The following is a 23,806-nucleotide window of genomic DNA, read 5'->3' on the forward strand; positions in this document are numbered from 1 at the left end:
TCATTCTGCGCCTTGTGGATGATGGGTCATCGTTGCCGCCGCCGCGGGTAATGCCCTTGGGCTCACCTGTGGCTCGCCGCTGGCTGCGCTCTCAGCAGGCCCCGGACCCGGTGGGAGCGTCTGCTGAACGACCGCTTCGAACAGCCCAGGCTGGACATGACCGAAGGAAGCCGGCGCCACATTTGTGCTTTGCCGGGCGAGTTCGCGATAGGCGTTGGCGTTGAGCACGCCGCCCCCGCCACGCAGCGATGACGCCCAGCGGGTGAAGGCATCGGCTGAAACCGCGCTCACACTGAAATTCATATCCGAGAAGCCGTCGCCGCTGAAGTGCGCCGACTGGCCGAAAAAGCTGCCCTCGCGGTCGGCCTGCAGATGCAATTCGGTCTGCATGCCGTTCATGACGTAGACCATGCTGCCAAGCTGGGGCACGAAGAACGTGTTCATCACGCTGGCCGAGGTCAACTTGAAACGCACTGGAACACCGGCGGGGATAACCAGTTGATTGACAGCGCCCACGCCCTGCTCGGGATAGAGGAACAGCCATTTCCAGTCGAGCGCCACCACCTGAATGTCGAGCGGCGGCTGGCTAGAAGGGATCGGTTTGCGCGGATCGAGCTGATACGATCCGTAGTAGATCAGACCGCCAATGAACAGGATGGTGAGCGTCGGGATCGACCAGACGATCAACTCCACGCGTCCCGAATAGGTGAACTCCGGGTTATAGCGGGCGTTGCTGTTCGAGGCGCGGAACTTCCAGGCGAATGCCAGAAGTGCAACAAGCGTGGGAACAACGATCACCAGCATCACCGCCAGCGAGTTCAAAAGGATCGTGCGATTGCCGACGCCAATTGGTCCTTGGGGATCGAGCACTCCCCCCGCGCAACCGGGCAAGAATGCGCCTCCGAGGATCCAGAGCAGTTGGCGTGTCAACTTAGGGCTGGATGGCAACAACACCGGCTCTGCAATCTCTCTTTGCGGGAACGCGTGCTAGGGGCATGCGTTCATCGGGTTTCCATCTGAGCCTCCCCATGGCGCGGAACCTCGCGGCACTTCGCAGGGTGTCGCCCCCTGAGCGAGTGCCCCAACTGTCGCCGGCCGGGTTTGTTCCGCTGGACCGAGTTACTCTGTCCGATGGTCCCGCGTTGGCCAATCCGACCATAATTTCAGAACGATGGCGGCTCGATTGGCCTAGCTATCGGCGACGCTGGCTCGCGCACGAATTTCAATTTCGGCGGGACGGCGAATACCCTGAATCGCTCAGCCAGGTTATCGAGAGCCTGCCGCATGCCCACTCCCGCAGCAGCCGCACCGTGTCCACTGATGACCATCTGGGGACCCAAGGCAGCCAGATGCTTCACGGACCTTTCCGCTGCATCCCAGTCTGGCGTGAAATAGCGCGGCGGACCGTGCATCTCGAGATCCTGAATGGCGACTTCATAGACCGACTCCTGACCGGTGGTGATGAAAGCGTCTCCTACAATGAGCGAGCGGTCTTGCTCGCGCCAGAGCGAGATATGCCCAGGGGCATGTCCGGGTGTGTGCAGCCATTGCCATCCGGGCATTCCGGGGATCGATCCATCGGCGGGCAAGGGTTGCAAACGGCTGCCAAGATCGATTGGCCCGCGTGGAAAAAGCGGTGAAAGCAGCGCCATCAGTCCACCCCCAACCCAGGGATCCGGTGGCGGATAGGATGTGGTTCCGTCCAAATAGGGGTGCTCGAGTGGATGGGCGAAGACAGGCACGTCCCAGCCATTTGCGAGTTCTAGAACCGTTCCCACATGGTCGAAATGGCCATGGGTCAGGATGATTGCAGCCGGCCGTGCGTTAACGCCGAACCGCTTTTCCGCGACCGCTAGAATGCTGCTGCGAGACGTCGGCAACCCGGTATCGATCAGCACCCAGTTCCGATCTCCGCTGCCCGGTGCGCCGAAGAACACGACATTGACGATTGCTAGCCGCAAGTAACCCAGGTCCGGTGCGATGCTCCAAGCGCCGTCGCCACGATCCTCGCGCCTGGCGTGGTCGATCTCGGAAAGTCGAATCTGAACGGTCATGTGATCCCATGCCTCTGTTGTTGCCGAGCAGCCGCTCGAGTGGATGACGGCGGCTGTACATCGCCCCGAACTTGGGACGGGCCTCCTTGTTCCTCATTTGCACGCGGCGCCCGGACAGTTCACCACCGGAACAAAGGCTCTACCAATGGGTTCGGCACTACCCGGCCACGCAAGGACGAGCTGGACTGAGCAACGAACATGGGGCGCGCCCGACTGAATTCGGTATTTCGCCAACGCGGTTCCCGGTCCGGACAAGGCGGCCGAGTTCGAAGCCGATTGCCCAAAGGAGACTTCGAAAAATGAGCGAAGTGGGACGCCAGACGGAGGCCTCGGTTCCGGAAGCTTCGCGCTTCGCCAGTTTTTTCATGGCAGGCTTTGAATGCTCCTCGCACCGGCGCAAGGACGGCGTTCGCCTCGATCTTATTCGTGCGACCTCGCATAATTTGCATGCCCTGGGCGACTACCGCGGCTGCGCCGAACTCGGCCTTCGCACCATCCGCGACGGCCTGCGTTGGCATTTGATCGAAACCGCTCCCGGAACCTATGACTGGTCAAGTTGGGCGCCAATGGTCGAGGCAGCCCGATCGGCAGGTGTTCAGGTAATCTGGGACATCTTTCACTACGGATCTCCGGACCATGTCGATCAGGGCTCGCTGCATTTCATCGACGCCTATGCCTCGTTCGCGGCGGAAGCCGTCAAGGTACACCGTTCGATCACCGGAACATCGCCTCTGTTGTGTCCCATCAACGAAATCTCCTTTTTCGCATGGGCTGTCGAGGTCGGCTATTTCCCGCGCGTGGGGCCGAACAAACGTGGATGGTTCAAGCGGCACCTCGTCAAGGCCGCCATCGCGGGTGTTCGTGCAATGCGGGAGATCGATCCCGCCTGCAGATTTGTCTGGGCCGAGCCGCTTATCCATATCGCCCCTCGTGACCGGACCCGCAGCGAACGGCGCCGGGCCGAAAACGCCCGACAGGGACAGTTCGAAGCTTACGACATGTTGCTGGGCCGCGTCGAACCTGAGTTGGGCGGGAGCGAAGATGTTGTCGATGTCGTGGGCTTGAATTTTTACCCGCACAATCAATGGTACGTAAACGGGCCGACGATTCCGATGGGACACCACGAGTACCGCGCCCTGTCGGAAATGTTGCTAGAAGTTGCTCACCGGTACGGCAAGCCGATGTTCATTGCGGAGACCGGCTCCGAGGGATCCGGCGGGCCGGCTTGGCTCCACTATGTCTGCGACGAGGTGCGTTCCGCAATCAGTCTCGGAGCGCCGATCGAGGGTATTTGCCTGTACCCGATAACGGCCTACCCGGGCTGGGACAATTCGCGACATGCCGAGGTTGGTTTGTTTTCCGTCATCCAGGCTGATGGCAGGCGACACCTGCGCAAACCCACAGCAGATGAACTGGCCCGTCAGCAAGCTCTTCTCGTGGCGGACACGACGCCTTGAAGGGGCCTCAAACGGGGGAGGGGCGGGCGGGCGTCTGTTTCGAAACGCCGCCCGCGCCGGTGCGGTGCATCAGCTTTTTGCAGTCGCCCCGGCCTCGCGCAACCTGGCATACCGCATGGTAACGTCGCTCAGATTTTCCTTGAGCCAGTTGGCCATGGCTTCCTCTTCGTTCAGGTTCTGCTTGAGGGCCCTTTCAGCATCCTGGAAGCCCCCGGCGTCGGCCAGTACCAGCAGCGAATTGTAGGCAGCAATCTCGTAGTTCTCGAATGCGAAATTCGCCAGGCTGTTCTTGATGATCTCGTCGCCGGCCATCGAATGTCCAATGGCGGCCACGCTGCCAACCATCGACAAGGCGGTGTCCTTGAGGGTGGAGTGCTCCTCGCCAAGGCCCTCCAGGACGGACTCGAGTCTCGTGATCTGGCCTTCGGTTTCCTGAATGTGCCGGCGCAAGCGATCGGCCACCTCCGGATAGTTCTCTATACGCTCGACCTGAGGCTTCATGATCGACAGCGCTTGATTTTCCATGGCGTGCGCGTTGCGCAAGCCGACGATAAATATCTCACGGCTTTCCGAGTTGAAGTTTGTATCCATCGAGTTTCTCCTTCTGATACCCGCCCGATCTTCCGTCTTGAAAGAAACTATCTTCTCGGCTCGGCCAACAACGGCTCGTCCGTGCGCGCCCAGGCCGGGAGGCTTTTTTGGATGCGCGAGAAAGTGGCCAGAGCCTGTCCGACTACCTGGTCCATGTTGTAATAGCGGTAAGTTGCAAGCCGACCGACAAACCAGACGTCTGGGCAGCTTGCCGCGAGCGCTTCATAGCGCTTGTAGAGCATTTCGTTTTCGGGCCGGGGCACGGGATAGTACGGGTCCCCGATGTCCGTGGGGTATTCGTAGGTCAGGCTGGTCCGCGAACTCTGCTGGCCGGTCAGATGTTTGTACTCGGTAATGCGCGTGTAATCTTCCGTCTGGGGATAATTGACCACGGCAACCGGCTGAAATTGCTCGCAATCCAGTGTAACGTGCTCGAAACGAAGCGAACGGTACGGAAGGTGCCCGAGCTGCCAGCCGAAATATTCATCGATCGGGCCGGTATAAACCATGCGCCTGAACGGTATCTTCTCACGAATTTCACGGAAGTCGGTCTGCAGCATGATCTTGATGTTCGGATGATCGAGCATGCGTTCGAACATCCGCGTGTACCCGCCGGCCGGCATTTTCTGGAAGCTGTCGCTGAAATAGCGATCGTCACGGTTGGTCCTGGTCGGCACTCGTGCCGTCACGGATTTGCTCAGCTGACTGGGATCGACGCCCCATTGCTTTCTTGTGTAGCCGCGGAAGAATTTTTCATAGAGCTCGCGCCCCACGGTGCTGACGACAACGTCCTCAGCCGTTCGGACATCCTCCACCGTTTCGCGTCTCGACGCGAAGAAATCCTCCAGCTGTGCCGAGGTCAGGTCCAGCCCGTAAAGCCGGTTGATGGTGTCGAGATTGATCGGGATGGGAACCAGTTGCCCGTCCACGGCCGCCAACACCCTGTGCTCGTACGGCCGCCATTGCGTGAACTGCGAAAGGTGGTCCACGATCGTTTGGCTGTTGGTGTGGAAGATGTGCGGGCCGTAGCGATGGATGAGGATGCCGGCTTCATTGTAGCAGTCGTAGGCGTTGCCTCCCACATGGCTGCGGCGATCGATCAGCAAAACGCTTTCCTGACGCTGCGACGCTATCCGTTCGGCAAGCACACTGCCGGCGAAACCCGCGCCGACGATCAGCCAATCGAACATGGCTATGCACTCCTGCGAAGGGGCACGACCTTCTTGCGTTGGTAGGCGCGCTCAATGTGAGCTGCCATGGCATTCCATGTCCGTTCCCAGGACATGTCCGCAAGATAGGCATCGACCTGCTGCAGGAGCATCTGACGCGGTCGCGAAAGAACGGAGCGCAGCTTGATTTCCAGATCGTCACAGTCGGCGATTTCCACCAGCCCGGCAGCACCGTAACTGCGCACCACGTCGACGATTGCCGTCGAGATCACCGGCAGACCCGCAGCGAGAAATTCCGGCGTCTTGGTCGGGCTGATGAAACGCGTGGCCTCGTTGAGGGCAAACGGCATCCATCCGGCGTCCCAATGGCGCAGATAGTCGGGCAGATCGCAGTAGGCTTTCGGGCCAAGCCAATGCAGGTTTTCGGCTTGCGGCAGGCTTGCAGGGTCGATCTTGACAACCGGACCGAGCATGACGAAATGCACGTCCGGCATTGTCTTTGCCGCTAGCGCCACGAGATCGACGTCCAGCCGCTCGTCGATGACGCCGAAATATCCAACCCTCGGGGAAGGAATGCCCGCCTGGTCGGCTGGGTCCCTTCCTGGCCGTCTTGCGATGTGAAAGTGCCTCACATCGATGCTGCTCGGAAATGGAAAGATGGCAGGATGCAGGTGACGCTTGGTCTCGAACAAGCTTAGACCACCGGTGAAAACGAGATCCGCGCGGCGCAGAAGCGCCTTTTCCATCTGGCCAAGCTCGGGAGGCGCATTCCTGAACGCAGAGAGTTCGTCCATGCAGTCATAGACGCATATGTCTGGGTCGAGGAATTCCGTAAAGCGAAGAGCCATTGGGGTGTAGTACCAGGCGATCAGCCGGCTATGCGGCATAGAAGCGATGGTCTGCTGCACAAATCTCCGCTGGACGGCATCTGCTTTCGCGGCCGACGTGCCAAGCGGCAGCACTGGTGTGACAATCAGAATGTTTTCCGATGCCACGCTCGTCCGCATCAGCGGCTGCGCCAATTCTTCGAAAACGGGTTCTTCAAAGTAGACCACTCTCTGCTGAGCGGATGCGAGAGTGAGGAGATGCTGCGGACGCTGGTGAACAAAATTCCATCGTAAGTGGGAGAAGCAAACCAGTATATTTTCGCGACGAACATATTGACTGCCGGTTACCCCGCCAAAGGCCGCTTCCATTGACATACTCCCTCTGTGACACTATTTATGTTACGATTAACATTTGTTAATCGCGAATGGAGAGAACTACTTAGTTCCAGCTCCTAACTTTCGATCAGGTGAGTTGTTCCAACCGAAATGAAGAAGGCCCGGTCGCCCGCTTGGTCCACGCACGAAGCGGGATCTGGTTGCGGAGGCGAGGGCGGCTGTCGGAACCCGGCCGCCACTGAAAGCGTGGTTGAACGACGAATGCTGGTGGACAGCGGCATTGCCGTATTTGCGTTGAACTCGTTGGCTATAGAATGTGCCTAACATCAATGATTCGCCTGTATCTCTGCGCGTCTCCGACTGCCGAGGCGAATTCCGGGGCTGACATGAACATCAACTTTGAAACCAACGTTTTTCCACTGTTTCATCCGCAAAGCGTGGATGATCTCAAGGACCCGTGTCCTGTCTTTGATGGCCGTGTCTGGCACGTCTTCGGGTCAAGCGGCACGGTCACCACTGAGACGTGGAGAATCTTGCATGCCACGGCGCCCGATCTTTATGGGCCGTGGGCCGAGCATGAGCCGATCGAACTTCCAATCAACGGTACTGGTGTTGCGGCTCCCGGTGTGACCCACGAGTGCGGCGTCTTCCACATGTTCATCCAGACGGAATTCATGAAGTCGGGTGGCCGTTGCGAGCATGCGGTTTCCAACGACGGGTTCCATTGGGTAGTCCTCAGTCCGGCCATTCTGGCCATCCCGGACACGGAAGAGGACGGCATTTACGATCCGCATCCAGCAGTCATTGGAGGTGGGCGCTACCTGGTTTATTCGGCTATGCCAAAATTCACCAGGGTGCCTCAGCCCGACATCTATCTGGCACGTAGCCAGTCCGACTCGTGGTTCGGTCCGTGGAAGCGGATCGGCAAAATCCTCGACCACAACGATGTTCCCCACCATAACACCAGAGATGATCCCGACTACGAATGGGGCATTGAGGGCGCGCAACTGATCGAGCTGCCGGACGGCCGGGTGCTTCTCAACGCCACTTGCTTTCTTCCGAATGGCCTTCGGGGAAACCGGCAACGGGTGTTTTTTGCCATCGCCGACGAGGTCAGCGGGCCTTACGTTTCGATCGGCCCGGTGTTGGAGCCAGGTCAACCGGGCGAGAACGGCCACTCGACAGTGATGATCGATGGCAGTCAGCTTTCACTGTTCTACCAGAGCCGGGTTGCCACAACCGATCACCGATGGCGCTATGGTTTAGCCAGATGCGACGTCGCTCTCTTTTCAAAGGTCGCGTGATTTCCAGGCTGCCATTAGCGCCTTCAGGCGGATGCGCGTCCAACTCCTGAGGGTTGAAGGTGATCCGCGTCGGTGACGGTAGCAAAGTGTCATCGCGAAATGATTTCAGCCCGTTCGTCAATTGTCTCCGCGCATCGATGACACCGCCAGATGCCCGACTAATGGGCTCATAGCTATTTCTTCGGTCCCTTGACAGGGAATGTCGCGTCGCCGTCTTTTTTGCCGGAGATCACCCGCGGATCGGCGCTGGCGACGCCATCGCTTCCCCCGCCCTTGTGGTCCTTTTCCGACTGACCCTTTGCGTCCTGCTCGGGTGTCCGTTTTGATGTTCGAAGCGTCTTGTCCGCCATCATGGCCTCGCGTTTGCCATCCAAACTTCCGGCAATTTCGAAAGTTCCACCGCTTTAGCAAGCCGAAGGACCCAGTGAGTTGGAACGTCGTGGCGGGACGTGAGTTGTAAGCGAGGATATTTACCCGCAGGAGAACGCTTATGGCTAACCGCCGAGAGCAGCAGACGGACCTCACGCCCGCCGAGGCGACAGACCGCATCTGGGAACTCGCCGAGGACATCGACGTCTGCATGTTTGTGACCTGGGACGGCGAGTACAATCGAGCCCGTCCGCTATCTGCGCGTGTGGTCCGTGAAGAAAACGCCATATATTTCCTCGTCAATGACGACAGCGCCAAGAGCAAGCAACTGTCGACCTATCCAAAGGTCACATTGGCCTGGAGTGACAACAGCCACTACAAATACGTCACGATGTCAGGCCCGGCCACAGTGACAAATGACAGGGAAAAGATCGCCGAGCTCTGGGAGAAAACTGACTCAGCCTGGTGGGATAATGCCGATGATCCCGAGATTCGTCTGATAACGGTCAAACCCGACGAAGGCGAATTGTGGGACAGCCCGGGGCTAATCATGGCTACCGCAACGATGGTGTTTGCGGCCGTTACCGGCGCCAAGCCGAATGTGGGCGACAACGCAAAGGTCGAGCTCTGAGCGAGCGGCTAAACTAACCTCTGCTTTAGAGGCAGCGTCGATGAGCATTTTGGAAACCAGCAAGAAGGTGCTCGAGAACGTCACCGGTTTCGCAAGACCGCGCATGGAAATCGTCGCCGGATTGGTGAGGCAGCGAAAGTCGAATGAGTTCTGGTTCAAGGATGATGGACTTGTGCCCAATCATCCAGCATGGCCGCTCGTCGTTTATCGCGGCGCCGTCGAATTGCCCGAAGGACTTGATCCAGCAGCCGTCATGGAGGTGCTTTTCGATGCAAACGGATGGGGCGATAGCTGGCGAAACGGCATCTATGATTACGTTCACTATCATTCGCAAATACACGAGGTTCTGGGAATTGCGCGCGGAAATGCTGAAGTCCGGTTTGGCGGCAAGAAAGGACGAACGCTGTCGCTGAAGGCCGGTGACGTCGCGGTCCTCCCGGCAGGCACCGGGCACCAATGCGTCTCGGCATCCGATGATTTTTTGGTTGTCGGCGCGTATCCTCCGTTTGGGAGTTATGACGAATGTAGGAGCAAGGATCAGCATAGCGATGCGCTCGCAACCATCCCCAGCGTGGGGCGTCCGCGCAAGGATCCTGCATATGGTAGCCAAGGTCCGCTGCTGAAAAGTTGGAAGCGCTAATTTAGTCGTCGGGGTCGAAAGCCTTGGCAACTGCGTCTTTCTCAGCCTGCGGCAGGACTGTCATTGTGAGAATGAAGGCTGACAGCAGGAGACAGACGCCATTCGTGATTATGATCGGCCACTCTGCCTTCATGATGCCGAAGGCCAGCCACAAGGCGAAGCCCAACACAGTGATGGCATACGTCGGCGCGGAGATGCCGCTTGTCTCCCGTGTCCTGATGATTTTCCAGGCTTGCGGGGTGAAACTGCTCATCGAGCAGACGGTCGCGAGATAGCCGATGAGCGTGACTGTCTGCATGGAAGCGGCCCTGACCTACGTCGCAGATACGCGCTTGAGATCAGATACGCGGACCACGCCGTGCTGGCTGACAAAGGTCAGGGTGGAGGCCGTGCTCTGGCTCTGCGAAACACCGGATATGCGATGGTCGCCTGTGTCATAAATCTCCGTCTTTCCATGATCGTCGATGACCAGGCGGCTTCGCTCAGGAAACGCTGCGTAGCGCATATTGTTTTGAGAACCAGCGGCAGACGGGCTCCCAAGCTCCTCAGGCCACCATGAGCCGGCGTGGGCCATACCTGCAGAACGATAGCTCACATTCGTGTCGTCGCGTTGTGGCTTGGCGGGATGTTCGCGCAAGTAGGCCGAGAGCTCCGCCGCGATAGTGTCGAGCTTCGCTTTGAGGCTGTCATCGAACATGTCGCCGACCATCGTCATGCCGGAGGACCATTGTGACATTCCTCCGAAGTCGACGTGGCTGAACTGGGCCATGGTTCCACCACCACGCCGCAACGCCTCAAGGACAGCCATGACAGCGCCATCAGTGACGCCATGCTGGCGTGCAAGGCGCGCAATCAGTTCAGCTTCCTTTTGAGTGTTTGTCATCATTGCGTCCTTGAATCGCTTGGCGCCGGCAGTCCTCATTGTTGACGATAGACATGCGCGGCCAAATGTAATCACGAAGGAGCGCCACTAGGTCTTCAGGCTCCTTGCCGAGGAAGCTCAATCAAGTTCTATCCAGGCTGGCGCATGATCGCTCGGCTTGTCCCATGCACGCGTTTCGGCATCTACTCCGGCATTCTTCAGGCGATCCAATAGGGATGAACTCAGCAAGAGATGGTCCATCCGGAGCCCGGAACTCCGATCGTACCCGCCGCGGTAGGAGAAGTTCCAATAGGTGTAAATTCCTTTTTCTGGATGAATGCGACGAACCGCATCGAACCAGCCCTGAGCAAGCATTTCGGCGTACGCGCTCCGGCTCTCGGGGAAGTAAACGGCATCGCCAACCCAGCGCCCCGGCACCGCCGCGTCGATCGGGCCTGGAACGACGTTATAGTCGCCGCACAGGATGGTCGGTGAGCTATCGCCGAGCAGCACCTGGCCATAGGTGATCAAACGTCGGAACCAGCGAAGTTTGTAGTCGAACTTCGGCCCCGGCGCTGGATTGCCATTGGGCAAATACAGACAGCCGACAACAAGCCCATTCACATCTGCCTCGATGTAGCGGCTGTGCGAATCGTCGGGACCGCCCGGCAGACCTCGACGACGTTCCAGCGGCTCAATCCCGCGAGCGAGGATTGCCACGCCATTGTAGGACTTCTGTCCGTGCCAGATTGCGCCATAGCCGGCGTTTCTAATCGCGTCGACGGGAAATTTTTCGTCAGAGGTCTTCAGTTCTTGAAGGCAGACGATGTCATAGCCGGTTTCGCCAAGCCACTTGAGAAGCACTGGCAGTCGGCCGTTGACGCCATTGACGTTGAAGGTTGCGATGCGGGTCATCTCGACGATTTAACGTCTTTGCGCCGCTTCGATGCGACATAGAGTCGGTAGCCAAATCTTGCCTTTTGTCATCGTCCATCTGCATTTTTGCTCGAAGCATTGGTGCTTTGACCGGAAGCCGCGGATGTCTTTGCATCTTTGGAATGGGCAGCAATCGCCGGACCCGCGCCGGTAGCTTTCCGCATATCGCCGCTCCCCTTGCCGTCAGTCGATTTCTTGCTCAACAGTCCTGAGAAATATTTTCCAAAGAAGCCCATCCGACTCTCCATCTTGGCGCTCATTCGGCGACTTTGCGGGCCCTGAACTCATCTCTGCGCTCTTCTCGCAGCTGCCGAGGATCGCTGCGCAAACCGCCAAGCGCGCGGCGCCTGACCAGCGCGGCCGAACACTCAAGCAGGAAACATTCCAGTCCTTTGTAGATATGCGTGATCATGTCCTTCATCTCCCGGGACCGCCTCGGCACATGGGTCGCCGAGGCGGTTGGGTAGGCGATCAATCAAGCCGCTTTCCGTTCTGCCGCTCGTTCGTTGACGCCGGCTTCACCGAGGGCAGTCAACGCCTCGTCAGTGGCCTTCTCCTCCTCAAGTGTCGCATTGAGGAGCGCAACCACGTCATCCTTGCCGAGCGTCGTAGCCCAGGCAATCAGGGTTCCATACCTGGCGATCTCGTAGTGCTCCACGGCTTGCGCGGCACCGACGAGCCCTGCATCGAGCGAAGTCGAACCCTTGTACTCCTGAAGGATTTCAGATCCTTCCTCCAGAATGCCGTCGATCGCCGGGCAGGTTTTGCCGCGCGCGGCCGCGCCGAGGATCTCGAAGACCTCCTCCAGACGTTCGACCTGCCCCTCGGTTTCAGCGAGGTGCTTCTCGAATGCTGCCGAAACTTGCTCTTCGGATGCGCCTTTGACCATCTTCGGCAAGGCTTTCAGAATTTTCTTCTCGGCATAGTAGATGTCTTTGAGGCCATCGAGGAAAAGGTCCTCCAGGTCCTTGTTGTTGCCATTGGCTTTCTTGGCAGTGGGCATTGTGCCGTCTCCTCTGTTGAAAATTGCCCGTCGCGAGCATTTTCTTAACTCGGAAACCCGAACCCGGTTCCGGCATAATGGAGATATCTAAATTTAAAGGGTCGTGCGCTTCAGTGAGAACAATAACCACGTCATTCTCGTCGAAGAGCCGCGGCGGGGCGCACGCCATCGGGCTCTCGCCAACAGTTCACGGTGTGAGGGGCTGGGACTACAGGAGAAGCAAGTTCCGCGGCGGCAGCAGAGCAGTCGGGGCAACGCCTCTCAAGCCTCCTGACCGCTCTGCAGCCGCTTGATTGCTGGGCCCCGCTTGCATCCAGGAATTGGGTGATTGGACGCTGCGTATGCAACCAGAATACCTCAGAATGGTTCTAGCTATGATTTGAGCGGGATGGCGCGAGCGCCGTCCAAAGGTGGCAATTTTCATGGACGTATCGGTTTCGCGAACCGCAGACGACAACATCAAAACCGGCAAGAGCGGCTTGCTGCTTGTCTCGGACAATTATGACGCTTTCGCTGTGCGCGTGCTGGCGGCAAGGAGCGCTGAGCGCAGCCTCGACCTGATGTATTACCTTTGGCATGATGACCACACCGGCCGCTTGCTGCTTCGCGAGGTTTTTCGAGCTGCTGAGCGCGGTGTCCGGGTGCGCATGCTCCTTGACGACGTCAATCCGCGTAAAAATGATGCGGCATATCTGGCGCTGAACAACCATCCAAACATCGAATTGAAGTTGTTCAATCCGAGCGGTATCAGGCGCGGCCGGATCATGCGTGGTGTGGAAGTGCTGTTGCGGCTCTTTGCATTGACGCGACGGATGCACAACAAGGCTTGGATCGTCGACGACAAATTTGCCATTGTCGGCGGTCGGAATGTTGGCGATGCCTATTTCGATGCGGCAGAAACCAATTTCCGGGACCTCGATCTGCTGCTCCTGGGGCCTGCGGTACGGCAAACCGCGGCGATATTCGATGCCTTCTGGGCTTGCAATGAAGCCAAGCCAATCAAAACCCTGGGATCAGTGGCTGAGCATGAGCATGCCAAATGGCTTGAAGGAAGCGATACCGGCCCCGATCCCAAATTCCTGAACGGCATCGGCAACCGGGGCTCGATCACAGAGTTTATTGCGGCCAGCAACGACGTTCATTGGGTGGATGGCGTGCGGGTCATTTCCGATCCGCCGGAGAAGGTTCGTGGTTGGAGACGTCGCAGCTGGCTTATGAAAGAGCTGCGTCCGATCATCCAATCCACGCGCGGGTGTCTGGAAATTGTGTCGCCCTATTTCATCCCCGGCAAAAGGGGCACAGCGATCTTGCTGGACCTTGTCGGCGCCGGTGTTGACGTTTCGGTTCTGACCAATTCCCTGGCCGCCACGGACGTCGCCGCAGTCCATGGCGCTTACGCAAACTATCGCAAGCGGCTGCTGAGGAATGGCGTCAATATTTTCGAGCTTCAGCCGTTCAACCGGCGCTCCGCAATCTCGGTGTTTGGCTCGAAGGGCGCCAGTCTGCATACGAAAGCTTTCACCGTCGACGACAATATCGGCTTCGTCGGTTCCTTCAATTTCGATCCACGGTCAGTGTCCTTGAACTCGGAAATGGGCGTGCTGTTTGAGGATCCGAAATTGGTCGCCGAGCTGCGGCATCGATTCCAATCGGAAATATCTCCGGAAACAAGCTATCGGCTCGAACTGAAGCACAATGTTCTGCATTGGCATGGATGCGGCGAAGGCAAGATTCAGGACTATACGCATGAACCAGAAGCCGGATTTTTTCGCCGTATCCTGGCGGTCTTCGTCCGTCACCTCCCGATCGAATCTCAGCTCTAGCATCTGATGATGGCCGAGGACCTCGCGATCTCAGCGAATTGCCCTGCCGGGGATCGCGTGAGCGAAACGTGAAACCCTGATCTACCACGGGTCAGCCAGACCGCATCACACCCGGTTCTTCGACAACCGCGTCGCCAATCCCATGCTGTCCGGCGTCCGGATCACTCGGCAACACGTCGGAAAAATTGACTGTGGCGACCAGGTATCCGGCTTCATCGTAGACCTTGATAGTCGATCCCGATTGCTTGGTTCCTGACCCAGGATCCGCCGCCACCGCTACGCGCGCCATCTCTATTGCTCTCGGACTGGCCATCTCCGCACTCGCTAGCTCTTCCTCGAGAGCGGTAGTCTGGCCGGATACTGTCGTCTCAAAGCGGAATTTTGGCATGGGCAACCTCCTGTTCCTATGCAATTCCGGTGTCCGGGTTGCGTTCCAAAGAAACAGAATTGGTGGGAAGCAGCTAAGATCGCCGCGATGGCCAGACCCGTGTCGCCACGAAGGTCAGCAAACCCGTGATCACAATCCAGGCCTGCACCTCGCGTTGGATAGTTGGCCCAGGGTTCGATGTCTGTCGCGACGGGCTCTCTGCCTCCACTATCGGTTGAAGGTCGGACCGACTGCCGAGACGGACGGAATAGGCCCGCGTGAACTCGGCGCCGAGCAGGAATATCTCAGACGAATAGTAAACCCAAAGCAGCACGACCAGCAGTGCACCCGCCGCGCCATAGGAGGATGCGATCGCGCTGGTTCCGATATACCAGCCAATCAGCGACTTGCCGATGGTGAAGAGCAAAGCGGTCACTGCCGCGCCAATTGCGACATCGCGCCAAGCGAGCGACCGGTCCGGCAGGATCTTGAAGATCGCGGCAAACAGAGCGGAAATCAGCACGAACGATACAATGCCGTTTATCGACGCGAGAATGATCGTGCCGAACGGCAGATGGGCGTTGATGACAGCGCCAAGCGCGGAAATGGCGGCACTCGCCGCCAACGACACAAGCAGTAGAAATCCCAACGCTGCAACCAGACCCAGGCTGGCCGCCCGCGCCCGCACCAATCGCGACACAGACATGGGTGGTGGGTCAATCTTCCAGATTGTGTTGAGCGAAAGCTGCATTTCGCCAAACACCCCGGAGGCTGTCACGAAGAGGGTGACGATGCCCACCAAGGTGGCAAGAGTGCCGGCGGTTCTGTGAGAAGCGCTTTCGATGGTGCTGCGCAGAAGGTCGCCGGTTTGCGATCCCATCACGCCTGCGATTTCGGCCGACAGAGCGAGTTGAGCTGCTTCATGCCCAAAGACAAGTCCAGCAATCGCAACAACGATCAACAAGATCGGGGCCAGGGACGTAACGGCATAGAACGCCATCGCCGCACCGTGGCTGAGGGCATTGTCGTTGATGAATCCGAGGATGCTCTCCTTGCCAAGAACCCAGGCTTCACGTGCCACCCGCATGGGGAATTCCTTTTGCCTCAACGAGCAACCTAGTGCTGTCGGCAACGAAAGCGAGACCTGCCGCCAGTGCGCGAGGCGCGATTGCCGAGACACGCCCGCTTGTCTCTGCACGAACGGCCAGAAATGTTCCATGCGGCGCCGGAACTCGCCGGGCTCGTAATGGTTATCGGTCATCCGATTGGAGTGATCAAAAATGCCTGATAATGAAAACCGTCGCGAGACCGGCGCAACGAAGTACCCGGCTAGAACAGGTCCTGATCCTTCGGATGCGTTCTCTCAGGATGCGGCCGGCAACAAGAAACCCAAGAGTGGGGTCGGTCTGACGCGGCCAGTCAATGAGGTGGATGACAAGACGCACCAATCCGATGGCCAGAACGCCCCGGCGAGGCCGGGCGGCGGAAACACGGTCAAGCCATGAACGTTGCCAATCTTCAGCTTGAAGGGTTGATGATGGCGGTCGCGTCAATCAACAACCTGCTCGTTCACAAAGGTCTGCTGTCAATTGACGAGATCGATACCGCCCTGCGAAAGGCAGAGGCGTCCATGACAGGTGACGAGCGGACCTACGAAGACATGTCACCGGCCAACCGTGACGCGATCTGCTTCCCGATCCGGCTTCTGCAGATCGCAAACAACGCGCAAGGCGAACTGGACATCCCACCATTTTCAGAGCTTGCAAAAATGGTTGGGCAAACCAAGGAACCTTAACGTCAGCGGTGACGACACCTGTAGTCTCCGTGAAGGCCTCATTTGACGCCGATGCCACTCTGAAGCGGAAAAGCAGCATCGGCGTCGTCTCGGCTATGAACCGAACCAAATCTCACCCACTGCGTTGAGTCCCGGCGTTGCGTCATTAGTCGGGGCACTTCCATGAAAACGGGCGAGCTTTCAACCTACCGGGCCAAAAGGGATTTCGCGAAGACGAAAGAGCCCAGCGGCGAAAGCTCGATTGCGGGTTCGAACCGACTCCGGTTCGTCATCCAAAAACACGCGGCCACGCGGCTGCACTATGATCTTCGCCTCGAGCTTGGCGGGGTCTTCAAATCATGGGCTGTGACCAAAGGTCCATCACTGGATCCTCACGACAAACGACTTGCCGTGGAGGTTGAGGACCACCCGCTGGAGTACGGCGACTTCGAAGGCACAATTCCCAAAGGACAATATGGTGGCGGCACGGTGCAGTTGTGGGATCGCGGATATTGGGAACCGGGAGGCGCCATGTCTCCCGAAAAGGCGTTGGAAAAAGGCGACCTGAAATTCACGCTGCAGGGCAAGCGCCTGCATGGAAGCTTCGTCCTCGTGCGCATGAAGCATGACCGCAATGGCAGGAAGCGGACCAACTGGCTGCTGATCAAACACCGCGACAAATACGCGACAGAGGGCAATGGCGATGCGGTGCTGGCTCAGGACCGATCCGTCGCCTCCGGTCGGAGCATGGAAAGGATTGCAGCGGGAAAGGGGGCAGGTCCGAAGCCGTTCATGATGAAAGGTTCATCGTCGGCCGATGCGGATGCCGTTTGGGACAGCAAGCGCGGCCATGCCGACAAGCGCGCCGCCAAGTCGGCAAAGCCTGCTCCGCGGCCGAAGCGAGCCGCTGGTGCCTCAGCGGCGAAGATGCCCGACTTCATCCCACCACAGCTTTGCGCAACGCTTTCCCGGCCGCCGGCCGGGACGAACTGGGTTCACGAAATCAAGTTTGACGGTTATCGCGTCCAGTTGCGCGTGGAAGACAAGGACATCGAGCTTAGGACCCGCAAGGGTCTTGACTGGACGGAGAAATTTGGCGCCATCGCAAAGGAGGCCTCCAGTCTTCCCAACGTCATCATCGACGGCGAGATCGTAGCGCTTGACGAGAACGGCGCGCCCGATTTTGCCGCACTGCAGGCAGCGCTGTCGGAGCGCCGGACGAAAGACCTGATCTACTTTGCTTTTGACCTGCTCTTCGCAAATGGCGTCGATCTGCGAAAGATGCCTCTCTCACAACGGAAGGAACGTCTGAGCGAGATGCTCGGCGAAGTCGATCGCGGCGCGCAAAATCTCATCCGCTATGTCGAGCACTTCAGCAATGGCGGCGACGCGGTGCTGCGTTCTGCCTGTCGCCTTTCGCTTGAGGGGATTGTCTCCAAGAGGGCCGATGCAACCTATGTTTCGGGGAGGACCGACACCTGGGCCAAATCGAAATGCCGCGCCGGGCATGAGGTGGTCATCGGCGGCTGGTCGACGACCAACGGCAAAATCCGGTCATTGCTCGTCGGCGTCAATCGCGGTGAACATTTCGCCTATATCGGCCGTGTGGGGACCGGATTCAGCGAGGCAAAGGTCAAGCAGCTGATGCCCAGGCTGCAGGAGATGAAAGCCGCGACGTCGCCGTTTACCGGCGACGGCGCACCGAAAAGGAATTCAACCGTCTTCTGGACGAAGCCGGAATTGGTCGCGGAAATCGAGTTCGCCGGCTGGACCGGGGGTGGCAATATCCGGCAGGCCGCCTTCAAAGGCCTGCGTGAAGACAAGCCCGCAAAAGACGTCGAGGCCGAGCGTCCAGCCGATCCTCAAGAGACGCCGATTGCCGACCCTGCCAAGGTGACTGGCAAGACAGGAAAAAGCCCGGTTGTCATGGGCGTCATCATTTCCAAGCCGGACAAGCCGCTTTGGCCGAATGCCGGCGACGGTCAGCCCGTCGACAAGCTCGATCTTGCAGAATATTTCGAGACCGTTGGCCCCTGGATGATCAGACATATCAAAGGTCGTCCCTGTTCACTCGTGCGCGCGCCGGATGGCTACGCTGGCGAGCAGTTTTTCCAGCGCCACGCAATGCCAGGCACATCCAATCTGCTGGAACTGGTGAAAGTCTTCGGCGATCACAAACCGTATCTGCAAATCGACCGCGTCGAGGGTCTGGCCGCGATCGCCCAGATAGGCGGCCTTGAGCTTCACCCCTGGAATTGCCAGCCGGGTCATCCCGAAATACCTGGCCGACTTGTCTTCGACCTTGACCCTGGTCCGGAAGTCCCTTTTGCGAAGGTGGTCGCGGCTGCCAAGGAAATGCGCGATCGTCTCGAAGATCTGGGCTTGGTGAGCTTCTGCAAAACCACGGGCGGCAAAGGCTTGCATGTCGTGACGCCATTGGCGGCCCGCCGCAGCAAGACGACATGGGCCGAGGCCAAGGCCTTCGCAAAGGCCGTCTGCATCCAGATGGCGGCAGACAGCCCGGATCTCTACCTCGTCAACATGGCCAAGAAGCTGCGGACATCCCGGATTTTTCTCGACTATCTCAGGAATGATCGCATGGCGACAGCCGTCGCCCCTCTCTCCCCTCGCGCCAGGGAAGGCGCGACTGTATCCATGCCGCTGACCTGGAGTCAGGTGAAGGCGGATCTCGATCCGAAAAAATACACCGTTCGCACGGTTCCGGGCCACCTGAAAAAGACCGTCGCCTGGGCCGACTACGACGATGGCGAACGGTCGATCAGCATCGCCATCAAACGGATCGGTTCAGCAAAGCTCGCCGCATGACGACGTCGGTTCGCGCTGGCTTGCAGGTACGACGCCCGAGATCCAGCCTCCTGCCTCACCGGTCTCTGGGATTGCCCAGGGTGGGGTCGCGCGCTCGGGTGTAGCCCTCGACGCGAGGCAAACCGTCATCCATCCTGATAAACGGCAGTCGCATTTCCCAATAGGCTTGAGCTTGGGGATGGAACTTCTCGGGCGCGTCCATGAATCCGATCGAGATGTAGAACTCATTTGGCAAGCCTTCATCGGTGTACCCAATCGAGGTGCCACATTCCGAACAGAAGGAGCGCACGACCCCCCTGGTTTTCGAAAATGTTTTTGGTTTGGAGCCGAGCCAATCGACCTGATCTGGACGATAGCCAATCCAGATCGTCAGTGGGCTGCCGATCGCTCGTCGGCAGTCATCGTCATGGTCGAAACAAATCCAAAAGGGATCGCCACTGAATTCAGCTGTGATGGCTCCGCAAAAGCAATGCCCTCGATCAATCCGGGCCGGTTTTCTGATCGTCGTTCGGGGTTTGTCGTCCATGGTAATCTTCCGGCCAGCGTGGTGGCGTAACGCCGCGGACGGCAAGCAGTTCCTTTGGACGTCACAGAGCCGCAGATGCGCGCAACCGGCGGGCTGCTGGTCAATATCATTTGAGGCAGATCAGGCCTTGATTTGTTGGGAACATTTTTTCAGGTCCGCACTTTGTTCGCCGTCTGACCAAAGGAGGCGACCTTGAAAACACGACGCGTCGACAGGGAAAAGATCGAGAGGGCGGATCGAGAAGCCAAGTTGCTGTTGGAAGCGGAGCGGCATGCCAGGGAAGCCAAGACGGCGCGGCTTAGAGAACAGCGACAGTTGTTGGAGGCATCGATAGCGCAGACCCCGCCCGCGCCCGTAGCCGCAAAGCAGCCGCCCCGCCAACGAAAGCCGACGCGCAAGGTAATCGAGGTGGACTGACGGTTTGGTCACTTGGGGCTTTTGCCAAGGTGGGGAGTTGATATGACAGGGCAGGGGATCCGGCAGCATGAATACCAAAGCGGTAAGTCCGGCCGTCGCCAAAGCGGCTGCTCGGCGTGCTGGATCGGGGTCTCATCACCGGTGTGTCCGACGACGATCCTGCGAGAGCCGCTGAAAAAGGCGCCCGAGCGGGCCGAGAACCAGCGAATCCGGCTGGACACTTACGTCGGGAACAATCGCACGCGCGGACCGTTCCCCAAGCGATCTTCACGCTCAGGATTTGCTCTTGTTGCAGCGACCGGATGAAATTCTCAACGAGGCTTCGCAAACGGTTGGTGACCCTCTTGAGCGCGACGCAGTAGGTGGGGAGCCAACTGGCGATCGCGCCATCCCGCGTCGTCTGGTTGTCGTCTCGAACAGGCTGGGGAACATTCGCGATCTGTCGCAAGCCGGCGGACTTGCTGTAGGCATCGGGGATGCGTTGGCCGAGCGTGGAGGCCTGTGGCTGGGAGCAAGCGCCGAGTATCAGGACTACGCCGCGAGCGACGAACCGCTAATCCGCTTGGAACGCGTGGGAAAGATCGAGACGGCTGCGCTTACCCTGCCGTATGAGGAGTATTCGCTCTATTACAATGGCTATGCCAACAGCACGCTGTGGCCGCTTTTTCATTACCGACTCGACCTGGTGAACCACCGGGCAGAGTTTCTACACGCCTACCGGCAGATCAATGCGCGGTTCGCGAAGGCGCTCGCAGGACTGCTGTCGGGCAACGACGACCTGGTGTGGGTTCACGACTACCACCTTATCCCCTTGGCCGCCCAGTTGCGGCGGCTGGGAGTCCGGAATCGGATCGGTTTCTTTCTTCACATACCCTTCCCGCCGCCTGACCTGTTTGTAGCCACGCCCGACCATGAAGAACTCATCGATGATCTGCTTCAGTATGACGTCGTGGGATTCCAGACCGAAACGGACGTGGGGAATTTCCGGCGCTCAGTGCAGGCGGCCAACTCCATTACTTTTGATATCAATGGTTCGGCTGAGATGAACGGCCGCACGTTGTTATCGAGGTGTTTTCCGATAGGCATCGACGTCGATTCAATCGCACGCATGGCCAATGAGGCGGCGGAGGATGTGCAGATTGATTCCATGCGCCGCCAGATTCTGGGCCTCAAGCAAATCATCGGCGTCGATCGGCTGGACTACTCCAAGGGTCTCCCCGGCCGCATGCAGGCTTTCGCGCGTCTTTTGGAAAGGCATCCGGAACACGAGCGGGCGGCAACATATTTGCAGATTGCGTCGCCGACGCGCGAGGAGGTCAGCGCCTATGCCGACATCCGGGCCCAGCTTGAGGCAACCGCCGGCGCGGTCAACGGAAGATACGCGGATTTGGCTTGGACCCCGATCCGCTACATCCACCGTGCCGTATCACGCTCTCGGCTTGCTGGCCTGTTGCGCGCTAGCCAGGTCGGATTGGTCACGCCCCTGCGTGACGGAATGAACCTCGTCGCCAAGGAATACATAGCCGCGCAGGACGAAGCCGATCCCGGAGTGCTGGTATTGTCGCGTTTTGCGGGTGCGGCCGAAGAACTTGCCGAATCCTTGATCGTGAACCCGTATGCGGTCGACGAGGTTGCTGACGCGATCGCAAAAGCGCTCGCGATGCCGCTTGAGGAAAGAATTGCAAGGCATAGTGCACTGCTCAAGCGCATCACGCGCAATGACGCAGCAGAATGGCGGCGGTCATTTCTCGCCACGCTCGCGGGCGAGAACTAGCGCCTGGCATCGATGCCTGAATCCGTCCGTGTGTCACGCGTCCCACGCGGCCATAGCCCGGCCATAACCCGGCTGGCCGGAGCAGTTCGAAAGGCCTTGAAGCTGATCATGTATCTTGTCGTCCGCATCAAAACTTTTCGCTCATTGACGGAAGCGCGATAGCCCGCCTCAATCGGTGGACTATCGAAGGCTCCAGGGAACACACCGCCGGTCCGGTCGTTTGGGCTCTGATAGGAGATCTGCGATGACAAAGAACCCCACGCGAAAGGACAGAGATCTCTCTGAACAAGAGGCAATCAAGTTGGCCGAAGCCACCGACGTGTCACCCGGGCAGGCCAAAGAGCTTGCAGCCGAGCACGGCAAAGACGGCGCCAAGAAGGAAGCAAGAAATTACAAGGCGGAGGGCTGACTATGGCGGCCAGTGGATCCGCAAACGACAGAGACGCACGAGCCACCCTCTACGCACAAGGCGTAATGGAAGCCGAGCGCAAGGCGCGGGAAGAGAAAACGGCGCGATTGCGCAAAGCCCGTTTGGCGCACGAGGCGATCAATCCGCCTGCACCCGAGCGGAAACCGGCAGTGCCGAAAGCCCCAAAGCGGGCCGCCAAACCAGGCAGCCGAAAAGCTGGAGAAGATTAGCTTCAGCTTCTTCGGCTGTGCCGGCGGCACGCGTCGGGGAAGAGCAGACCGTGCGGTCGATCTGCACGATAAATTTGTACCTCGTCGAATGACACAAAGGAGTCCAGTGATGACGGAGCATGTGTCCCGGAAGGAAGAACAGCGTGGCACCCGAAATGTACTCGGGTGGGGCGTCGTCATTGCGGCTGTGATCTTCGTCGCCCTGCTAGCCTTCTTTGTGTTCATACCCCTTTCAGGCGGATCGTGGCAGACATCGCCAGTAAAGCGCACCCCGGAACAGAACCAAGGCGGTAATGCCCCCGCTGAGACATCACCCTCGCCCGGCGTTAAAAAGAACCCGCAAGAAAATACCGAGATGCCAGGGCAGCAGTGATCGACCTTGGGCTGCGACCCAAGTTGGCCCTGATCTTCCTGGTCGTCTCATCGGCGTCATGATGGGATCAGGGCCTTCTGGGCGCAGGAACCGCTGAGCTATTGAGACTGGGGTTTCGCCCACATCGAGCGCAGAAAGATTACCGCAGCAGCATCGGTCTGGCGAACGAGGCGATGACGCCATCGTGGAACTCGAGGCAAATCAAGATGCCTAGCTGCAGGCCGTTCAGTTGGGATTTTTCAGCTGCTTTGACAACAGCAGTTGCTGCTGCAGCTCAAGGGCGAGCTTCAACAGCCGTTCAGGTGTTTCCTCTTCCGCGATTTCGTCGAGCAGCGCTGCGAGTGCGTCGCCTTCAACAGGATCGCGGAATGAGTCAGGTTTGGTTTGCGGAGGTTTGGCCACGAGGATTTCTAGCAGGAATGCGGCCGTATTTGCAAGACGAAGCGAAGCGCTCTTGGGGAGGGGTACCGTAGCGGGGGCGGTCGACAGGGCGGCCTGCGGCAAACTATCGGACAATCTTAATTCATGATGCCAGACCTGTCGTTGCGGAGCACCTCCTCCATGAGTGTATTGAGCCATTCGCTCAAGGGAAGGTCATGCCGCGTCGACAACCGCTCCTCCAGCGCCGCCTTCAATGTGCGTTCCACGAGGCGATCGGCCGCCTGTGGGTCGCCCAGCAGCAGCCGCGCGGACAGCCTCAGTTTTGGAAGAGCGCGGAAGACATTGTCTTCACCAAGCGCTGTTGATTGCGCGGCGAGGATCCCGGCAACCGTCCTGAACCCGGCCGGCTTGGAGAGGTTTTGGGTGTACCGGAACCGCTCCGGCAGGGTGATCTGATCGTTTCCGGAGAAGAATACGAACGGGATGCCTCTGTCCGTCAGCTCATCGGCGAGGGGAAAAACAGTCTCACCGTTAAGATCGATGTCCAGCACCGCCCCGTCCGCTGAATCGATATATCGTCGAGCCCGGCTGACTGACGACACCGGCCCCAAAACGGTCGCCCCACAATCGCTGAAATAAGAGGCAAGTTCGCTTGCCAGCAAGAATTCGTCCTCGACGAGCAGAATTCGCATGCCTAATAACATAGCAGCCCTCCGGGCTTTAAACG

Annotated in this window: 28 protein-coding genes; 12 read left to right on the plus strand and 16 right to left on the minus strand. The window is 58.7% G+C overall.

The features are described 5' to 3' along the window. Positions 1-966 carry a ubiquinol oxidase subunit II gene (gene cyoA, locus NKJ78_RS05985; protein WP_084627195.1) on the minus strand — a complete coding sequence of 322 codons (966 nt, stop codon included), beginning with the start codon at positions 964-966 and terminating at the stop codon, positions 1-3. Positions 967-1,163: 197 nt separating this feature from the next. Next, complete coding sequence (locus NKJ78_RS05990; protein ID WP_023668030.1) at positions 1,164-2,054, minus strand: MBL fold metallo-hydrolase; 891 nt, start codon at positions 2,052-2,054, stop codon at positions 1,164-1,166. Positions 2,055-2,353: 299 nt separating this feature from the next. Here NKJ78_RS05990 and NKJ78_RS05995 point away from each other — a divergent pair, with 299 nt between their 5' ends. Next, positions 2,354-3,511: a hypothetical protein gene (locus tag NKJ78_RS05995; protein WP_023691420.1), complete on the plus strand. Its 1,158-nt coding sequence runs from the start codon at positions 2,354-2,356 to the stop codon at positions 3,509-3,511. Between the two features lie 69 nt (positions 3,512-3,580). On the opposite strand, the gene NKJ78_RS06000 is transcribed toward NKJ78_RS05995, so the two are convergent. From NKJ78_RS06000 to NKJ78_RS06010, 3 genes are read right to left on the minus strand one after another with little or no spacing between them, the layout of a single operon-like run. After that, positions 3,581-4,102 carry a ferritin-like domain-containing protein gene (locus NKJ78_RS06000; RefSeq protein ID WP_023687824.1) on the minus strand — a complete coding sequence of 174 codons (522 nt, stop codon included), beginning with the start codon at positions 4,100-4,102 and terminating at the stop codon, positions 3,581-3,583. A 47-nt stretch (positions 4,103-4,149) separates the two neighbouring features. Then, on the minus strand, positions 4,150-5,292 hold the full coding sequence (gene glf, locus NKJ78_RS06005; protein WP_352459521.1) for a UDP-galactopyranose mutase: 1,143 nt from the start codon (positions 5,290-5,292) through the stop codon (positions 4,150-4,152). A 2-nt stretch (positions 5,293-5,294) separates the two neighbouring features. Then, positions 5,295-6,467 (minus strand): glycosyltransferase family protein, encoded by a 1,173-nt coding sequence (locus NKJ78_RS06010; RefSeq protein WP_023748062.1) that lies wholly within the window; start codon positions 6,465-6,467, stop codon positions 5,295-5,297. 353 nt (positions 6,468-6,820) lie between these two features. Between NKJ78_RS06010 and NKJ78_RS06015 the strand changes: the two genes are divergently transcribed. Continuing rightward, positions 6,821-7,738 (plus strand): glycoside hydrolase family protein, encoded by a 918-nt coding sequence (locus tag NKJ78_RS06015; protein WP_023700021.1) that lies wholly within the window; start codon positions 6,821-6,823, stop codon positions 7,736-7,738. Between the two features lie 173 nt (positions 7,739-7,911). Here the strand turns inward: NKJ78_RS06015 and NKJ78_RS06020 are convergent, their stop codons facing one another. Next, the gene (locus NKJ78_RS06020) at positions 7,912-8,091 is read right to left on the minus strand and encodes a hypothetical protein (protein ID WP_023748063.1); all 180 of its coding nucleotides are present in this window, start codon (positions 8,089-8,091) and stop codon (positions 7,912-7,914) included. 137 nt (positions 8,092-8,228) lie between these two features. Between NKJ78_RS06020 and NKJ78_RS06025 the strand changes: the two genes are divergently transcribed. Together NKJ78_RS06025 and NKJ78_RS06030 are read left to right on the plus strand one after the other, a co-directional pair. Further along, a complete protein-coding gene (locus NKJ78_RS06025) occupies positions 8,229-8,738 on the plus strand; it encodes a pyridoxamine 5'-phosphate oxidase family protein (protein ID WP_023729504.1) in 510 nt (169 codons plus the stop codon). Between the two features lie 40 nt (positions 8,739-8,778). Then, positions 8,779-9,378 (plus strand): cupin domain-containing protein, encoded by a 600-nt coding sequence (locus tag NKJ78_RS06030; protein WP_352459523.1) that lies wholly within the window; start codon positions 8,779-8,781, stop codon positions 9,376-9,378. Position 9,379: 1 nt separating this feature from the next. Here NKJ78_RS06030 and NKJ78_RS06035 read toward each other — a convergent pair whose 3' ends face one another. From NKJ78_RS06035 to NKJ78_RS06055, 5 genes are all read right to left on the minus strand, one after another. Further along, positions 9,380-9,676 (minus strand): SemiSWEET family sugar transporter, encoded by a 297-nt coding sequence (locus tag NKJ78_RS06035; RefSeq protein WP_023681146.1) that lies wholly within the window; start codon positions 9,674-9,676, stop codon positions 9,380-9,382. 15 nt (positions 9,677-9,691) lie between these two features. Further along, positions 9,692-10,261 carry a hypothetical protein gene (locus NKJ78_RS06040; protein WP_352459524.1) on the minus strand — a complete coding sequence of 190 codons (570 nt, stop codon included), beginning with the start codon at positions 10,259-10,261 and terminating at the stop codon, positions 9,692-9,694. A 117-nt stretch (positions 10,262-10,378) separates the two neighbouring features. Continuing rightward, complete coding sequence (gene xth / locus NKJ78_RS06045; RefSeq protein ID WP_352562391.1) at positions 10,379-11,155, minus strand: exodeoxyribonuclease III; 777 nt, start codon at positions 11,153-11,155, stop codon at positions 10,379-10,381. A gap of 68 nt (positions 11,156-11,223) precedes the next feature. Next, the gene (locus tag NKJ78_RS06050) at positions 11,224-11,436 is read right to left on the minus strand and encodes a hypothetical protein (protein ID WP_245259911.1); all 213 of its coding nucleotides are present in this window, start codon (positions 11,434-11,436) and stop codon (positions 11,224-11,226) included. Between the two features lie 215 nt (positions 11,437-11,651). Next, positions 11,652-12,179 (minus strand): YciE/YciF ferroxidase family protein, encoded by a 528-nt coding sequence (locus tag NKJ78_RS06055; RefSeq protein WP_352459528.1) that lies wholly within the window; start codon positions 12,177-12,179, stop codon positions 11,652-11,654. Between the two features lie 422 nt (positions 12,180-12,601). On the opposite strand from NKJ78_RS06055, the gene NKJ78_RS06060 reads away from it, so the two are divergent. Next, positions 12,602-14,002, plus strand: a complete 1,401-nt coding sequence (locus tag NKJ78_RS06060) for a phospholipase D family protein (protein WP_352459529.1) — start codon at positions 12,602-12,604, stop codon at positions 14,000-14,002. A 91-nt stretch (positions 14,003-14,093) separates the two neighbouring features. Here the strand turns inward: NKJ78_RS06060 and NKJ78_RS06065 are convergent, their stop codons facing one another. Together NKJ78_RS06065 and NKJ78_RS06070 are read right to left on the minus strand one after the other, a co-directional pair. Then, positions 14,094-14,390, minus strand: coding sequence for a hypothetical protein (locus NKJ78_RS06065; RefSeq protein WP_023668045.1), 297 nt, complete (start codon positions 14,388-14,390; stop codon positions 14,094-14,096). 73 nt (positions 14,391-14,463) lie between these two features. After that, positions 14,464-15,630, minus strand: a complete 1,167-nt coding sequence (locus NKJ78_RS06070) for a YihY/virulence factor BrkB family protein (RefSeq protein ID WP_502900854.1) — start codon at positions 15,628-15,630, stop codon at positions 14,464-14,466. Between the two features lie 19 nt (positions 15,631-15,649). Between NKJ78_RS06070 and NKJ78_RS06075 the strand changes: the two genes are divergently transcribed. The 3 genes from NKJ78_RS06075 (at position 15,650) to ligD (ending at position 18,969) form a co-directional block, all read left to right on the plus strand. Continuing rightward, entirely contained in the window at positions 15,650-15,874 is a 225-nt protein-coding gene (locus NKJ78_RS06075; RefSeq protein WP_155921617.1) for a hypothetical protein, read from the plus strand. Continuing rightward, a complete protein-coding gene (locus NKJ78_RS06080; protein WP_023687836.1) occupies positions 15,871-16,164 on the plus strand; it encodes a hypothetical protein in 294 nt (97 codons plus the stop codon). The genes NKJ78_RS06075 and NKJ78_RS06080 overlap by 4 nt, the downstream gene beginning before the upstream one ends. Positions 16,165-16,326: 162 nt before the next feature. Next, positions 16,327-18,969, plus strand: a complete 2,643-nt coding sequence (ligD, locus tag NKJ78_RS06085) for a DNA ligase D (RefSeq protein ID WP_352562392.1) — start codon at positions 16,327-16,329, stop codon at positions 18,967-18,969. A 55-nt stretch (positions 18,970-19,024) separates the two neighbouring features. On the opposite strand, the gene NKJ78_RS06090 is transcribed toward ligD, so the two are convergent. Further along, positions 19,025-19,495, minus strand: a complete 471-nt coding sequence (locus NKJ78_RS06090; protein WP_050588111.1) for a GFA family protein — start codon at positions 19,493-19,495, stop codon at positions 19,025-19,027. A 192-nt stretch (positions 19,496-19,687) separates the two neighbouring features. On the opposite strand from NKJ78_RS06090, the gene NKJ78_RS06095 reads away from it, so the two are divergent. From NKJ78_RS06095 to NKJ78_RS06110, 4 genes are all read left to right on the plus strand, one after another. Continuing rightward, on the plus strand, positions 19,688-19,912 hold the full coding sequence (locus NKJ78_RS06095; RefSeq protein ID WP_023681156.1) for a hypothetical protein: 225 nt from the start codon (positions 19,688-19,690) through the stop codon (positions 19,910-19,912). Between the two features lie 286 nt (positions 19,913-20,198). Continuing rightward, a complete protein-coding gene (locus tag NKJ78_RS06100; protein WP_245271883.1) occupies positions 20,199-21,686 on the plus strand; it encodes an alpha,alpha-trehalose-phosphate synthase (UDP-forming) in 1,488 nt (495 codons plus the stop codon). A 244-nt stretch (positions 21,687-21,930) separates the two neighbouring features. Further along, a complete protein-coding gene (locus tag NKJ78_RS06105; protein WP_023681158.1) occupies positions 21,931-22,095 on the plus strand; it encodes a hypothetical protein in 165 nt (54 codons plus the stop codon). Between the two features lie 339 nt (positions 22,096-22,434). Beyond that, entirely contained in the window at positions 22,435-22,698 is a 264-nt protein-coding gene (locus NKJ78_RS06110) for a hypothetical protein (protein ID WP_352562393.1), read from the plus strand. Positions 22,699-22,923: 225 nt separating this feature from the next. Here the strand turns inward: NKJ78_RS06110 and NKJ78_RS06115 are convergent, their stop codons facing one another. Both NKJ78_RS06115 and NKJ78_RS06120 read right to left on the minus strand, forming a co-directional pair. Next, a complete protein-coding gene (locus tag NKJ78_RS06115) occupies positions 22,924-23,214 on the minus strand; it encodes a hypothetical protein (protein WP_031197822.1) in 291 nt (96 codons plus the stop codon). A 2-nt stretch (positions 23,215-23,216) separates the two neighbouring features. Next, entirely contained in the window at positions 23,217-23,771 is a 555-nt protein-coding gene (locus NKJ78_RS06120; protein WP_050588792.1) for a response regulator, read from the minus strand. Positions 23,772-23,806: the final 35 nt, after the last annotated feature.

Source organism: Mesorhizobium sp. M0037, assembly GCF_040323635.1.
In the GTDB taxonomy this organism is placed as follows: Bacteria; Pseudomonadota; Alphaproteobacteria; order Rhizobiales; family Rhizobiaceae; genus Mesorhizobium.